General features: G+C 57.0%; 12 protein-coding genes. 5 read left to right on the top strand and 7 right to left on the bottom strand.

What is annotated here, in order from left to right; translation table 11 throughout:
- Positions 1-31: 31 nt before the first annotated feature.
- Complete coding sequence (locus ABEA08_RS06140; protein WP_345334325.1) at positions 32-448, bottom strand: CBS domain-containing protein; 417 nt, start codon at positions 446-448, stop codon at positions 32-34.
- Between the two features lie 107 nt (positions 449-555).
- Positions 556-951 carry a hypothetical protein gene (locus tag ABEA08_RS06135; RefSeq protein ID WP_345334323.1) on the bottom strand — a complete coding sequence of 132 codons (396 nt, stop codon included), beginning with the start codon at positions 949-951 and terminating at the stop codon, positions 556-558.
- Positions 952-1,255: 304 nt separating this feature from the next.
- On the opposite strand from ABEA08_RS06135, the gene ABEA08_RS06130 reads away from it, so the two are divergent.
- The 4 genes from ABEA08_RS06130 (at position 1,256) to ABEA08_RS06115 (ending at position 8,807) form a co-directional block, all read left to right on the top strand.
- Entirely contained in the window at positions 1,256-2,962 is a 1,707-nt protein-coding gene (locus tag ABEA08_RS06130) for an autotransporter assembly complex protein TamA (RefSeq protein WP_345334359.1), read from the top strand.
- On the top strand, positions 2,959-6,696 hold the full coding sequence (gene tamB / locus ABEA08_RS06125) for an autotransporter assembly complex protein TamB (RefSeq protein WP_345334321.1): 3,738 nt from the start codon (positions 2,959-2,961) through the stop codon (positions 6,694-6,696). Before ABEA08_RS06130 ends, tamB begins: the two co-directional genes overlap by 4 nt.
- Before the next feature lie 198 nt (positions 6,697-6,894).
- Positions 6,895-7,512: an acyltransferase gene (locus ABEA08_RS06120; protein WP_345334319.1), complete on the top strand. Its 618-nt coding sequence runs from the start codon at positions 6,895-6,897 to the stop codon at positions 7,510-7,512.
- Positions 7,509-8,807, top strand: a complete 1,299-nt coding sequence (locus ABEA08_RS06115; RefSeq protein ID WP_345334317.1) for a glycosyltransferase — start codon at positions 7,509-7,511, stop codon at positions 8,805-8,807. The genes ABEA08_RS06120 and ABEA08_RS06115 overlap by 4 nt, the downstream gene beginning before the upstream one ends.
- Positions 8,808-9,135: 328 nt before the next feature.
- On the opposite strand, the gene ABEA08_RS06110 is transcribed toward ABEA08_RS06115, so the two are convergent.
- Entirely contained in the window at positions 9,136-9,507 is a 372-nt protein-coding gene (locus ABEA08_RS06110) for a hypothetical protein (RefSeq protein WP_345334315.1), read from the bottom strand.
- A gap of 276 nt (positions 9,508-9,783) precedes the next feature.
- On the opposite strand from ABEA08_RS06110, the gene ABEA08_RS06105 reads away from it, so the two are divergent.
- Entirely contained in the window at positions 9,784-10,392 is a 609-nt protein-coding gene (locus ABEA08_RS06105; protein WP_345334313.1) for a UPF0149 family protein, read from the top strand.
- A gap of 3 nt (positions 10,393-10,395) precedes the next feature.
- Here the strand turns inward: ABEA08_RS06105 and ABEA08_RS06100 are convergent, their stop codons facing one another.
- The 4 genes from ABEA08_RS06100 to ABEA08_RS06085 all read right to left on the bottom strand — a co-directional run bounded on the left by ABEA08_RS06100 (position 10,396) and on the right by ABEA08_RS06085 (position 15,587).
- Positions 10,396-12,774, bottom strand: a complete 2,379-nt coding sequence (locus ABEA08_RS06100) for an EAL domain-containing protein (RefSeq protein WP_345334311.1) — start codon at positions 12,772-12,774, stop codon at positions 10,396-10,398.
- Between the two features lie 241 nt (positions 12,775-13,015).
- Positions 13,016-13,303, bottom strand: a complete 288-nt coding sequence (gene rplY, locus ABEA08_RS06095) for a 50S ribosomal protein L25 (RefSeq protein WP_345334309.1) — start codon at positions 13,301-13,303, stop codon at positions 13,016-13,018.
- Positions 13,304-13,431: 128 nt separating this feature from the next.
- Positions 13,432-13,974 carry a peptidoglycan L,D-endopeptidase MepK gene (mepK, locus tag ABEA08_RS06090; protein ID WP_345334307.1) on the bottom strand — a complete coding sequence of 181 codons (543 nt, stop codon included), beginning with the start codon at positions 13,972-13,974 and terminating at the stop codon, positions 13,432-13,434.
- 140 nt (positions 13,975-14,114) lie between these two features.
- A complete protein-coding gene (locus ABEA08_RS06085) occupies positions 14,115-15,587 on the bottom strand; it encodes a L,D-transpeptidase family protein (protein ID WP_345334305.1) in 1,473 nt (490 codons plus the stop codon).
- Between the last annotated feature and the right edge of the window lie 13 nt (positions 15,588-15,600).

Below are 15,600 nucleotides of genomic sequence, written 5' to 3'. Positions count from 1 at the left end.
TCGAGCAACCCCTCAGCCGGTCAGCACGGGCTCAAACCGCGTGACGGAAGCAAACCTTCAAGTGGGTCGAGACTGCCTGTAACACCTTGCTCCGATCGATCATGCCCACCACCTTACCGGCTTCAACAACCGGATAGATCTTCGGTTTATCCCCCAACATCTGGTCGGCCAAAGCCAACACCGAATCGTCCGGCGTGACCGTCAGCACATCAGGGCGCATCACCTCCGCCACCGTGGCCGTCAGATCGCAGTGATAGCTGCTCTTAAGCAGCAGCGACAAGCAATCTTTTTCCGAGGCAAATCCAACCAGCATGCCTTCCGAGTCGATCACCGGCGCCCCGGCTTGCCCCGCCTTTAGCAGAGCCTCAACCGCATTGGACAACGGCGTCTGCGTCGTCAGCATCACCGGGTGACGCGTCATATAATCTCGCACTTTAACCGATTCCATCCTGCACCTCTTCGCCTATGACTCTTTCGCTAAAGATAGCCGTTTCAAGGCCGCAACGGTGACCATTCTATCGATTGCGCCGGTCGGGATCTTTGACCGGCTCTAGGCTAAAAACGCATTCGCGTTGTTCCTTTGGGCGCCTGCCAGAGCTGCGGAGACTTGAAAGCGTATTGCCATACGGGGTACAGAAAGATCATCACCACGCAGAGGTGAACCATCAACGGCAGCAAAGCAGACAACTGCGGGTGCTTCATCCAGACCAACAGCCAAGTGGCCAGAGAAAACTGAAAGGTGACAAACAGAATGCACGCACAGACGATGGCATACCAGCGGGGCACGATGGGATAGTTGTAGGCGTAACCACAGGCGGGGAAAAACAGTAAGACAGCGACACACAACAACAACCACTGCAGCATGCTTAGGCCACCATTCAATAGCCAACTCACACTCTGGCACACCATCATCACCATCAACAGCACCAACATCACTCGCCAGAACAGCATCCTAGACTCCAAACTCCCTGTTAACCTGCCCTTAATATCATGCTGAGAGATTGGCTATCAACTGTTAAGATACTAAAATTAATTCGCTTTTCTTGTTGCAGGATGAGGGTACCGGCCGATCTCCTCATCCATAACCTCTGGAGTGGCTTTGCGACCCATCGCGTTCTTCCTCATGCTGATGACTGCCAGTGCCTTTGCGACTGACGCGTCCCCGACGAAGGAGGAACCTGCGTCACTCTCAGCGCAGCCACAATCACCGGCGCCCCGCGGCCCCGAGCCAAGAGCTGCAGCAAGGGGGGAGGTGATGCAAGCCAGCGGCGGACTGAAGCTGACCCTAAAGGGCATCAAGGGCAACTTGGCCGACAATGTCCGTGCCCACCTATCACCCTTGCCCGACAGTCCAGCCACCCGCGCCAGCTTTCTCTTTAGCTATCAAGAGCGGGTGGATGAAGCGCTGCAAGCACTCGGTTACTATCGGGCCGAGGTTGAGTCCGATCTACAGCGTACAGCAGGCGATTGGCAGCTCACTCTGAGCATCACCCCAGGTGAGCCGGTACGCTATAACCGCGTCCTCGTCCTGATCGAAGGCGAGGCCCGGGATGATCCCGTGTTTCAAGCCCGACTCGATGCCATCACCATCCGACCGGGGGATCCCGTCCATCACGGCCGCTACCTGCAATTGAAGGCCGACATCATCTCAATGGGTCTGGTCCGGGGCTACCTCGATGGCGATATGACGCAACATCGACTGGAGATCGATCGCGACAACAACCAGGCCGATCTGCTCTTGCTCTACCAAAGCGGCTTACGCTACCGCCTCGGCGAGGTGGAATTTTGGGCCTCGGAGCTCAACCCGGATCTACTGCAGAAGCTGGTCACTTTCGAGCCAGGTACGCCCTACCACAGCTCAGAGATAGGTAAGCTGACCAACAGTCTGTTCAGCTCCGGCTACTTTCAAGACGTCAAGGTGTTGCCCCATCCAGCCCGGGCCGTCGATGGCGTGATCCCGATCGAAGCCGGCCTATCGCCGCCGCCACGTCACTCGTTTGATGTCGGGATCGGCTATGCCACCGATACCCGTGCTCGGCTTTCCACCACATGGCGCACCCCGGTGGTGAATCGTCATGGCCACAGCCAGGAGACCAAAGCGGAACTGTCTGAACTCAACCCCAAACTCAGCTTCGATTACCGGATCCCCATCAAACACCCACTGAACGATCAGCTACAGCTGCGCGCCAGCGTCGGCAAAGAGAAATTTGGCGATATCGACAGTACGCAATACCAGGGCGCCGTTGGCCGCAAAACCGTCACCGGCGGCGGTTGGACCCGCACCCTCTACCTGCGTTACCTCAGCGAGTCATGGCAGCAAGCCAGCCTCAGCCCCACCGCCGATTACATCCTGCCGGGGATCAGCTTCACCCACACGCAACGCTCCGGGCCACAACTGGATCCCAGTGCGGGTTTTCGTCAGCACTATCAGCTCGAGCATGGCGAGCCCTTCATCCGATCCGATCAACGCACCACACGTTTTCGCGGTCAGCTGAGGATGATCGCCACCCCCTGGCCCAAGCACCGGCTCAGCTCGCGTCTGGAGCTGGGGTTCAATCTGGTGGACGATGACGAGCTGCTGGATCTCGCCCCTTCGCTGCGCTTCTTTGCCGGTGGCGACCAATCCATACGGGGCTTTGGTTATCAGACCTTAGGCCCGAAGGCCGTGGTCGATGAAGGCGAAGACACTGAAACCACCATCAGTGTCGGTGGCCGCTATCTTTTGGTCGGTAGCGTCGAGTACCAATATTACCTGTTTGAGCGCTGGCGCCTGGCCGCCTTCATCGATAGCGGAAACGCGTTTGATGTGTATGATTCCGATGCCTTTAAGGTGGTGACCTCGGTTGGCGGCGGGCTACACTGGATCTCACCTATCGGCCCCATCCGCTTAGATATTGGCGTTGGGATCAGCGAATCCGATAACCCTTGGCGTTTGCACATCACCATCGGAGCCGAGTTATGACGTTGCGTGCCCAGCTCCGTAAGATCGGCCTGCTCCTCGCCAGTGTGCCTCTGGTACTCTTGGTGCTGCTCGCGCTTTTGCTGGGGACCCCGCTTGGCACCCATCTGCTACTCGCCACCGTCGATGCCATCGCCCCGCCGCTGAGCCTCAGCTATCGTGGCGGCACCCTGAATCGCGGGCTGGCGCTGCACCACTTTGCCCTGCACCTCGACAACGTCACCGTCGAAGTGGATGAGGCGGAGTTTCAGTGGAAACTCCACTGCCTGTTGCAAGCTCGGATCTGCGCAGAGCAGCTCGATGCCGCCGCGGTGCGGGTCTATGTTACGCTCGAGGACGACACCCGTCCGCCCGCCTCCCCACCCCCCGCGCGTCCTAAGGGTCAATACGCCGGGATCCCGCTGCCCCTTAGCATTGTGGTGCAACAGGCCGATCTGCGTCAGATCGATGTCCGGATCGATCTGATGCACTATCAGGCTGATCGGATCCGCAGTGGCGTTGAGCTGACCCCGGTGCTACTCGCCCTGCAACAGCCCCAACTCGAGTCCGCGCGCATTATCATCCCGCTCAGCGATGGCGCTGACAGCGAGGAATGGCCGCTGGCGTCATTGCCTGAGGTACAGCTGCCGTTTGAGATCCTGCTGGAAGGTGCTCAGATCAGCGACAGCCACGTGTTGATCGGCGATCAGCACCACCACATCGAAGCGCTCGCGACCCACGGCCGCTGGCACCATACCCAACTGAGCCTGACCAGTTTTGACGCACGCCACAATTGGGCCAATGCCCAGGGCCATTTCAGCATCGACTTCATCGACGATTATCCGATGGCCGCCGCGCTCCAAGGTCAGCTCAAGCAACTGCCCTGGCTACCGCAACTGCACGAACAGCCACTGAGCGCGCAGATCTCTGGTGGTTTTCGCCAGCTTGATGTCGCCATCGACAGTGCCCAGCAGCAGCAGGGACAATTACTGGCCCGGCTCGATCTCAGCCAGCCCGCCCTGCCGTACCAGGCCCAGATCCAAGCCAACCAGCTGCATTGGCCGCTGCAAGGCGAGCCCCAATGGACACTGAAAGATCTTAGCGCCCACAGCCAGGGCTCACTGCATCAGCAGCGGTTCACCCTGAATGGTCAGCTCCAGGGCGCCACGCAAGAGCCGATACAACTGCTGATGATCGGTGAGCATGGCGATCAGCGGCTCACATTGCATCACGCAAACCTCATGAGTAACCAAGGTGAAGCTCAGCTCAATGGCAGCCTGGACTATCAGCAAGGCTATGCCTGGCAAGCGCAGATCCGAGCCAATCAGCTTGATCTCAGTGAGCAACTGCCTGAGCTGGGCCTACAGCTCGACGGAGCCCTGCAAACCCAAGGCGCTTGGCGCGGCGAACAATGGCAACTGGCGATCACCGACGCCGATCTGCAAGGGCAGATCTGGGGCTACCCGCTCAAAGCCCAGGGCACAGGTCAACTGGATCAGCAATGGCACGGTTTTGCCGATCAAGTGACGCTGGCGCTCAACGGCACCGAGCTCGAACTCGATGGTGGCTTAGTGATGGATCAAGGCCGTTCCTTCTGGCGGATGGACGGTCAGATCCGCAGTGATCAAATACAACAGTGGCAGCCCGAACTCAGCGGCAACGCAGAGCTCTCTGTACGCTTGCGCGGCCCCGAACACGATCCAGAACTGTCGCTCCGCGGCGTGGCAGAAGCGCTCGGCTATCAACAACTCAGCAGCAACCGGCTGAATGTACGCGGACGTTATAAGCCACGCCAGTCTCACCAATTTGAATTAACCCTGACAACCCCCTCGCTGCACTATGACGACACGCCATTGGGCTCGCTGCACCTACGCGCTAATGGCGATCATCAGGCTCAGCGCCTAAGCCTTGCCCTCGACGGAGACACACAGCTCGATCTCGCCCTTGACGGGGAGCTCCAGCCACAGCAGCAACGCTGGCTTGGGCATTGGACCCAGGCCGAGTTCACCTGGCCCCAATGGCAATTTGCCTTGCAGCAACCGGCGACACTGGCGCTGGATCTCAACGCCCTGGAACTGGTGATAGGTCAGCACTGCTGGCTAGGCCGAGGGACGGAGCTTTGCCTCAACGGCCCGGCGTTAATTGGCCAGCGTGGTGCGATGGCGGCCGAGCTCAATGCCGATCCCGCCAGTCTGCTGAAGCCCTGGCTCCCCAAACGTCTCAAGCCCAAAGCCGATCTGACCGGTACCGCCAGCATCAGTTGGCAGCCCGGAGAGCTTCCTTGGCTGCAAATGGGATTAAGCAATAACGGCGGTGAAATGCAGCTGCACCGAGGACCGGGTCTGCCGCGCAGTCAGCTGCAATGGCAACAACTCCAAGCCCAATTGCGCTTAAGCAAGAGCGGCCTGCAGTTTTACAACCAAACCATCCTGGAACCTGGCCGAGGCTGGGACACCCAATTGACGCTGGCCAGCACCCCGCCCTACGCGCTATCGGGCAGTCTCACCAGCCAAGGACTCGATCTCTCCCCCTATCTGGCTTGGTTTACCGATCTCAGCGATGCCACTGGGGTGCTCGACGGCAAGCTCGATTTCGCCGGTACCCTGCGTCAACCGCAGATCCTCGGCGAGCTCACCCTCAGCCAAGGCAAGCTGCGCTCGATCCACAACCCGACCGAACTGGACGATATCCAGATCAACGCGCATTTCCAGCAGGATCATGGCACCCTGCGTGGCCGCAGCAAGATGGGCGACGGCCAAGCCCAGCTCGAGGGCCAATTTCGCTGGCAACAAGGGTTGGAGGCGCAAATACACCTCACCGGCGAACGACTGCAAGTGCTATATCCCCCCATTATGATGCTGGAAGCCACGCCAGATCTGCACTTATCCTTGACCCCGGAGCGGATCGGCATCGAAGGCGACTTACGACTCACCCAAGGCTCTTTCACCCTTGAATCTCTGCCGGAAGGCGCAGTTGAAGTCAGTCAGGACGTGGTCTTCGTCGACACTCAGGTACAAAAGCCCGACACCCTAAACACCCGGACGGAAATGGATCTTCGTATTCAGTTGGACAACGTCATTGATATTGAAGCACTGGGGCTCAGCGGCACCCTGGGTGGCGACGTCACCGTACGACAAGGTCTCGGCCAGCCACTGCAAGCGTTTGGCGAGCTCACCCTCAGTCAAGGCCGCTTTCGTGCGTTTGGACAGCGCCTGCAGATCAACCGAGGGCAATTTAGCTTTAATGGGCCGCCAGAGCTGCCCAACCTGGATGTCGAGGCCTCGCGCGAGATCGAAGCCGATGACGTCACCGCCGGTGTGCGCCTTACCGGCACCCCTGCGACCCCGCAACTGACCCTGTTCTCCTCGCCGGCCATGGAGCAACAGGAGATCTTGTCTTACCTCACCCGAGGTCAAGGCCTCAATGCCAGCGAGGGGGGTAGCTCGCTGTTTACCTCCGCCGCCCTGTCCTTAGGCGTCGGCACCACCGGCGGCCTGATCACCACCATCGGCGAGGGCCTCGGCTTTAATGATGTGATCGTCGATACCGAGGGCGCCGGGGATGAAACCCAGATCACCATCAGCGCCTTTGTCGGCAAGCGCCTCTACATCAAATATGGCGTCGGCGTGTTCGACTCCATCAACGAACTGACCGTCCGATACAATCTGCTGCAGCGGCTCTGGCTGGAGGCGGTCAGTGCGATCACCGACACCACAGAGCAATCACTCGATCTGTACTACTCATTCGATATCGATTGAGTCTCCTCACACAACGCAAGGTACGATACAACTTGGCCCGATCTTCGCTTATTCCGGATATAACCTCGGAAAGAAAGAGCGTAGCCCATGACCTCAGCAAGTCTAAAAGTGTGGATTAAACAGCAGGATACACCTCTAAGCCAATGGCTTTTTCGCAGTTACAAACGGCTTCGCAACCTGCAAATTCCGCGAACAGCAATGCTGTTCACCCCACTCTATCAGTTGCACCTTAGCTTGATAGGCCTGCTGCAAGGCGCCCTTCAATGGGGCTACTTCTCGCCGATGTTTCGCGCCCGGTTGACTCAGGAAGCTCCCCGATTGCAGCTCTATAGCGGCATGCCGCAGATCCTCGGGCCACTGTCCATCACCGCAGGCCGTGATTGCCGGATCAGTGGCAAAACCAGCTTCTTCGGCCGCGCCAGCGGCTCGGGCTCCCACTTACAGATCGGCAACAATTGCGACATCGGCTGGCAGTGCAACATCGCCGTCGCCGGCCAGGTTGTGCTTGGCGACAACGTCCGCTTAGCGGGCCGCTGCCACCTAGCCGGCTTTCCTGGCCACCCACTCTCCGCCCCAGAGCGCGCAGCGGGCCTGCCCGAACAAGACAAACAATGCGGCGACATAGTGTTGGAAAACGACGTCTGGCTTTGTACCGGCGTTTTTGTCGGTGCGGGGATCACCATAGGTCGCGGCACCGTGGTGGCCGCCGGCTCCGTGGTGACAGCGGATCTGCCCGCCAATGTCTTAGCCGGCGGCGTCCCCGCCCGGGTGATCCGTCCGCTCGCTCCAACGCAACACAGCAAGGAGGCCGTATGAAGCTACTGACCATTGCCTATTACTATCCGCCGCAAAGTGCGGTTGGCACCCTCAGAACCGTCCGCTTTCTCAGTTACCTCAGCGCACAATCCCATCAGTGCCGGGTGATCACCAGTGCCGACCGCGATCTGCCGTTCCACCCCCAAGGCGCCGTGCTGCCCGAGGTGCTGCAGAGCGTGCCCTGTGAGCGGGTCCCAAGTCTTCCCATTAAACCGCTTTGGCAGTGGCCGACCATCCTCATCAAGCGACTCCGTCAGTGTCTTGGCCTGCGCAGCATCAACGACTTTGAGATCGCACGCCACTTCTGGCTGCTGGATCTTGAATGGGGCTGGATCCTCCCCGCCTACCGCGCGGCGTGTCGCCAAATAAAGCGCGAGCGGCCAGAGTGCTTGTATGTCAGTTGTCCGCCATTCAGCTCTGCCATCGTTGGCCTGTTACTCAAGCATCGGTTTGGCCTGCCCTTGGTGCTGGATTTCAGAGACGGCTGGGGAGGCTCAGGCTACCACGGGATCGGCAGCGATCATCGCTGGGAAAAACGCCTGGTCGACGCGGCCGACCATCTCGTGGTCACCTCGCCCAGCGATCAAGCCTACTATCGCTCACTGAGCAACACGCCGGTTAGCTTGATCCACAATGGCTATGATCATCCCTTTGATACACGCCATGCCGATCCTAAGCCCGATACACCACTTATCTTGACCTACCTCGGAGGCTGGGATGGTTTTCGTCGCTCGCCTCAATACCTGCTAACCCTGCTCGCTCAAAGTGACTTCCCGTGGCGTTTACTGTCCGTCGGTAGCAGCAATGATCAGGTCGAGCATTGGGCGCATCGGCTTGGCGTGGCTGACCGAGTGATCTGCCACGACAGCATGGCAAAATCACAGCTTGGCTCGATCCTCGAGCAAACGGATCTACTCTTTGTCAATAAAGGGGAGCCCGATCCGGGCACGACCGACAGCCATATCGCGGCGAAGTTATTTGACTATATCGCCTGCGGCAAACCGATCTTGTCGCAGTTGCCTCAAGGTGACAGTGCCAACTTATTAACGCAATGGGCCTCGCAGCACTACCCATTGCAAGGGAATGCTCAAGACCGGCGATTACTGCGCCAACTGGCCCAACAAAAAAAACAGGGCCGACTGCATTCGCAATCGGCCCCTGACGGCTTTTACCAACAATTTTCCCCGACCTTTCTTGCTCACTTGCTGGAGCAACAACTCGAGGAACTCTGCGAGCTCAACGAGGCTCAATCCGAGACTCAGCTGGGTTTGAATGCCACCGCGCGAAAGCTGTGATAATGCCGAATTTCGCGCTGAGGCTTAGCGGCATCATGCTGTTGACGATCCGCGTTTAGCTTAGCCTCATGCATCTTACTGCCACCCATATGGGAGCCATTCGCACTGGCTCCCAAGCTCATCATCAGCCCCAACACCAAAGCACATACCCGCATTATTCGACTCCCATTATGACTCTTACCCTCGCCTCTAAGGCGTACAACGCGGCAGTCTACCGGACTCGACGTCAAATAAGGGGCCACCTCCACTGATGTGTTCAAACTATCAATGAACACCATTCACATCGTAATTTAAACCCCAAGCAAAGACCGCGCCTGGAACGACGCTTCTACGCGTGCAAGCCAACTATCAGGAACTGACTCAATTGATTTAAGAGCAAGATCCCATAGAAAAAGCTCATCAATGCACCGACTCCCATCACAGACCAATCTCGCCAGGAGATCTCACCTCGTGCATTGACGCTTCGAAATAACAAAGTCACCGTCGCAGGCAGACAATTAGCAAAAGAAACGACAAACAGTCCTGAGGCAATCGGACAATGGAGCAACAGGGACAAACCGGAGCTTTCGCATGCAGCCGTATTTATGCAAGTGACTAAAACCGCACTGCCAACCAGAAAACCAATAATGGCTAAAATAAGGCACGAAACCGGCCAACCGGAAAGCAGTGAGTCGTTAGATAAGCTAAATCGTTGTTGCATAATTGGGTCACCTGCCCACATCTTCGGAATCAGCTCTACTGCCTGCAGAGCTCGCACTGGCCAACCATTCCAAAGCTTTGGAACAAATGCAAATTAGCCTTTTAATAACAAGCACTCTTAGCCAAACACAGTTCGTTTTTAACACACCGCAAACGGTGCAAAGGCCAACTATCATCTCTAAAAGATGAGAGCCACGGCACATTTTCACCGCTCCTTCACTGGCATTTCTGCATAAACGTGCGAACCTAACCACACGTTTCCCGATCAGAACAGTCGATGAAGACCAAACTCAACAAGCACGACGAAAAACGCCTGGCTGAGGCACTACTACCCCGCGCCGCCGGTAATGGGATGGATCTACTCCAGGCCAAAGGCTTTATCGCACACCTCCACTGCCACCCTCACACGCTGGATCCCGCGATCTGGAGCAGTGCCATTGCTGGGGTAGAGCCCGAAAAAGAGTTCTGGCCGTTCGAAGAGGAGATCATGGACCTGCTGTTTGTGCTGTACAACCAGATCCATGAAGAGGTGATCGGCAAACAACGACTGATCCCAACGGCAATGCGCGAGCACCTCAACGCTCTGGGCCAAAGAGAGATCCACCAACCGCTTCGCCACTGGCTGGCCGGACAGTACACCGCCTTTCAGTTCCTGAGTGAGGCTTGGCAAGAAATGTTGACTCAAGAACAGTATGAAGAGCTCAACTCTTGTGCCGATCTGCTCGGTTTCGTCGCAACCTTAGGCTCTGACGATCCTCACGCCGTGGCCTGGCGTCAAGGCGGGGAGCCTGAGCCAAGCATGCTGATCGAAGCGGTCGAGGATGCGCTCAACCATCTGCACAGCTGGAGTGCAACCGCATCCGACGACAAGGATACGCTGCACTAAGCCTTACGCCTCCTGTTGGCGGGCTTCGGACATCAGCTCCACGAACTTCTGGGCTGGCATCGGTCGATAAAATAAGAAGCCCTGCGCATAGTCACAACCCAATCGGTCCAGCGCCTCTCGCTGGGCCTGAGTTTCCACGCCCTCGGCGGTGATCCGGATCCCAAGTGGCTCAGAAAAGGCAAATATCGACTCCACCACATAACGGCCGCGGCCGCTGCCCACCAACTGTTCGGTAAAACTCTTGTCGATCTTCACATGGTTTATAGGTAAGGAGATCAGGCTCGATAGATTGGAAGCCCCCGTGCCAAAATCATCGATCGCCAAGCCGATCCCCAGCCGCTCCAGCAAACTCATCGACTGGCGGACGCCACTGCTGATCTCCAATAAACTGTATTCGGTGATCTCGATCTCCAGCTCACCAGGCTGTAATTGATACTTGGTTGCCGTATGGCGAATGTATTGCCGAAACTCCTCACGGCCAAAGTATTTTGCCGACACATTGACGGCCAACACCATCGCTCCAAACCGCTGACGGATCCGCGCCACCAATTGGCAGACCGCTTCGATCATGTACTGATCGATGTAATGGATGATATCGGCCCGCTCCGCCATGGGAATAAAGTCCGCAGGAGAGACCCACTTGCCCTCATCCTGCCAACGCACCAGGGCTTCCCCCCCGACGATCTGGCCGTTGGCCAGCGCCAACTTCGGCTGAATGTAGAGCTGCAACAACCGCTTGCTGATGGCGTTATGCAAACGCAGTAAACAGCGGTTGTCATCGGAGAATCGCTGGAACTGTGCATCACTGAGATGACACACCTCCCCTTTGCCTTGTTCTTGGGCCACATCCAGCGCCGTCAGACCACGCTGCAAGGCAGAGCCGAACCCGTGAGTATGCAATAACCGCACATAGCCACAAGAGATACTGAAGCGCACCGCCTTATTGCCCACCGCCATCGAACGCATGTGCGAATGCTGGACCAGACGACGGCACAAGGCCTCGGGATCGTCTTGCGCTTGCTGCAAGGGGTAAGCAAACGCAAAGCGATCACGTGCGAGTCGGGCACACAGCCCCCCTCGTGGTGTTTGCTTAGGAAGATTCGAGGCGACGTAGTGGGTCAGGCTATCACTGATCTCAAGCCCAAATGCTAGGTTGATGTCTTTCAGATCGTCGATCCCCACCGCCGCCATGATCCATAACTCCCCCTGAGCACTGACCCGAGACAAAGAGTGCCACGCCTCTTCCAGGCCGGCTTGGTTCAGCAAACCGCTGTGGTTGTCATGAAACACCAAGCGCCGCAGTTGCAATTCGGCTTTCACCTCCGCACTGCGGTCCGACACGAAGAACTGGTTGCTTTGATCCACAGAATGTCGCGACAGATCCCAGCGCAAACGCAACTGCCGCTTTTGCCCATCAGGGTGTTGAAAGGACCAATCAAGCTGAGTGTTATGTAACAAGCGACTGGGAAACTCCGGGATCAGAGTCTCGATATTAACGCCTAACAATTCCAACGCCGCGGGGTAGCCGAAGATCTCAGCCGCACGTTGGTTGGCGTAGCTGATCTGTAAATGACCATCGGTGATAAAGACGCCATCGGCAATATTATCGTAGGTGTTTTGGATCAGCCGATTACGCTCTTTCAGCGACGCTTCCTGCTCTAACAACTGCGTAAACACCGCATACATTTGCTGAGACAACAATTCGAGATCACGCCAGAAATCCTTCGCGACCGGCACAACCACCCGCTCACGTGCAAAGCGCTTTAGCCGTTCGATGCTCAACGCGATCCGGCGCGTAACGGTCAAATGAAAAAACAGGCTTATCAACAACATGGTGCCTGAAACGAAGACAAATCCCACCAACTGCATGTTCTGATAGGCTTGCTCAGTCAGGGAGAAAGCCGCCAGATCATAGGTGCTGATCACCAATGCGCCGCCATCCATACCCATCGGGGTTTGCGTCAGATCGCCAAACCACAACTGCTTCTGCTCACCGGCATAGGGGAAAAGTCGATGCTCAGGCAACCGCAACCAGCTTTCCAGCTCTTTCCCGATCTGAGGCGGCAATACCGAAAAGTGCTGACCTTCGCTGTGCACATCGATGGCATATTCTATCTCCCCTGTCGGTGAGATCACCCAAACATCCTCGACCTGCTCGTCACGGCTAAGCCGCTTAAGCCAATGCCGCACCATCAAATCGTCTCGCTGGCTTAATGCCACACCCAAAGCTTCGGTATGGTCGACCATCCGCGTAGAGAGCTGGGCCTGCTTTAACTGTTGCCACTGCTCGTCCAGTAACGCGCGCAGAAACAGCTTGTCGGCGGCAAAAAGGACCGCCAGCAAACACCCGACCAACAGAACAGGCAGCCAATTCAATCTCATCGTAGCATTTCCTGCACAGCGATACCCTCCACGCTGGCAATGCTACGATGCCCGAAACCACTTACCCTCGTCACCCCACAGCCATCCATAGCTCTTTACGTTACGATGATCCCACTGACTCAAGCGTAGCCCTAAATAACCCGATTCCCTCACTTTAATCGTGGAAACTTAGGGGAAAAGACAAACATCAGAAACCAAAAAGGGCACCCCGAAGGGTGCCCTTTTACCATCAAGCGCGCAATTAAACGCGTACGAAGTCTACGTGAGTAACCTTCGGCTTGTATGGGTGACGCTGCATGGCTTGCGCCTTAACTTGCTGCTCTGTACCGTCGATCAACAGGGTGATAACGTCGGTGTAGAAAGCATCTTCGTTTTGAGCGTGCAGTACTTTATCGTGATCCAGTTCGATAGAAACTGGAGCAGCCTCACCACCGTAGATGATGGCTGGGATCAGACCAGCGTGACGCAGGCGGCGGCTCGCACCTTTCCCCGCGTCGGTGCGGACTTTGGCATTCAGAGTAATAGACATGGTAAAAACCTTTTATTTAAACAAATAAATACGGGCCTTTGCGACCAAGGCCCGTACAGTGCTTCCGAAAAAGCTGGGGGAGTCTACCACAGCGAATAGTCAGCAACAACCGCCGAACCCTAATGCTGCTACCAGCGCCGCACGGGTCCAGTATCCACATGCAAAAACCCGGAGCGAGGGTAATAACCGACCCCGCCAAGTCCCAAAGCCAACGCCGCGTCACGCACCTGCTCTAACGCGATCCCCGGCAACGCAATATCCACCGCCATGGCTCGCGTGTGGTAGCTTTTCTTGGCAACGCCGCCGGAACGAGCGGCCAACATCTCATTGGTCTTATCACTGCGATAACCCGAGATCACATGGATGTCGCCGCGGAACTCCAGCCGCTCGGTGAGCGCCGAAACCAAGTGATATAAACGTCGATCGATCGCCGCCACCTCATTCTGACGGTGGTCGCGCAACAGGGGGTCGAGCGCTTCCGCGCCCGCTTCGACAACGCCACCGTCGCGCCAGAACTCAGCCCGCCCGGTTTCACCGGTATGGCGGTTATAGAAACTCAAGACTTTGGGGGTCGCCCTACTGGCGAAACTCAAACTGGGTAACCCTGCCAAGGCCATGGTGGCCACGGAGGCTCCTAACAAACGGCGTCGTTGCCGACAGATCTCGGTCATTGTTCATCCCACAAGTAGTCGAACACATGTGACTTTACCTCACATGGAGCAACAATCTACCGAGGTTTTTCTCCGCTCTCAAGCCCGATTAAGCGGCTACGCTAGCGATTTAAGCGATTAACTTACGGTTTTGAATTCGTTTAATTGCGCTCAACCACACTGATCAAAGACGCCATCTTGTGATCAATGTCACCTTCCATATGGTAAAGATCGTCGCGAAACTGCGGCCGACCCGCCTCGCTCCAAGCGGGCCAGTACACCATAAATACCGGCAGCGGCGAGGACAGCGCCACCCATTTGGGTTGCCAGATCTGCTGCCAAGCCGCGATCTGCTCCGGCGATGTCTGGTTGCGAGCCAGCAGCGCCATGGCAAACTCGTCGGCCCCTTCTACCCGCACACAGCCGGAGGAATACGCACGCCGGCTGTGACGAAACAGGCCCTGACTCGGGGTATCATGCAGATAGATGGCGCGACTATTATTCAGATAAAACTTATAACGACCCAACGCGTTACCCGTGCCTGAGCGCTGGCGCAGTCGATAGGGAAAGCCTTGTTGCGCTAATGCCTGCAACGCTTGAGGGGTCAGATCTAGCACCTCTTCATCGGCACCGATCACCTCAAAGCCATTGTTTTCCACATAATGACCGTCCTGAGCAATGTTCGGTAACAGATCCCGATAAAGAATAGAGCGTGGCACGTTCCAACGCGGGTTAAGCACCACATGCCGAAGCTGAGTGTGCATCGTCGGGGTCTGTCGGGTGGGCATGCCGACCACAACCCTAGCCTCAAACAAAGGCTGTGCCTGCGACACCCATTGCGCCCGATACGCCGGAATGTTCACCAGCAAGTATTCATCGGTGAAGAACGCACGATCGTGCGTCTGACGGATCATCGCTCGAGCCAAGATCCGCGCACGCTCTCGGTAATTAAGGTACAGCCAGTGCCGGGTTTGCGGCCCTATCACGCCATCGTCGCTCAGCCCATGCTCGCGCTGAAACTGGCGCACCACCTCAAGCAGTTGTCCATCATAGCTGGGATCGGCCGAGGCCTCGGGCAGATACTTAAGTTGCCGCAAACGCTGACGGATCTGGACGATCTCATCGCTGCGCTCACCCGGCTTAATCAAAACATTGGCATGTCGAACCAACTGCGGAGCTTCTTCCGCCAAGTAGAGGTAACGCATCAGCCAATTGCGCAAACTCAAATAATCATCAACCTTCGGCTCTAGCGCCAGTACCGCAGGCAGCAACTGATCTTGATGGCTGTTTTGCGCCAGACGACTGACCGCCCCCGTACGAGGCAACAACGCCAAGGGCTGACTCAGATCCAATTGACCGGCCGGTTGCGTCGCCAACGCGCGCCAGTAATCTTTGACCAACCAATAGGCTTCTGAGTAGAGCGGACTCAACTGCGCGTCGCTCTGTGCAGATTGGATCTGATGCAAAAGATGAGCGAAGCGTGGCTCGACTTGCGCCGACGCCAACACCGTCAACTGAGCCCGCAATTCGACAGCGGCAGCCCGGCTCGATTCAGACTGAAACCAAATGGTTGCGCTGGATGCCATGCTAAAGCCGGAGAACAACCACAATACCAGCACCACCCAAATACGCATCAACATCCCACCT

The sequence above is a fragment of the Ferrimonas pelagia genome (assembly GCF_039543565.1).
Classification (GTDB): Bacteria; Pseudomonadota; Gammaproteobacteria; order Enterobacterales; family Shewanellaceae; genus Ferrimonas; species Ferrimonas pelagia.
Note: the sequence above shows the minus strand (reverse complement) of the source record. Positions and strands in the feature narration are given on the sequence as shown.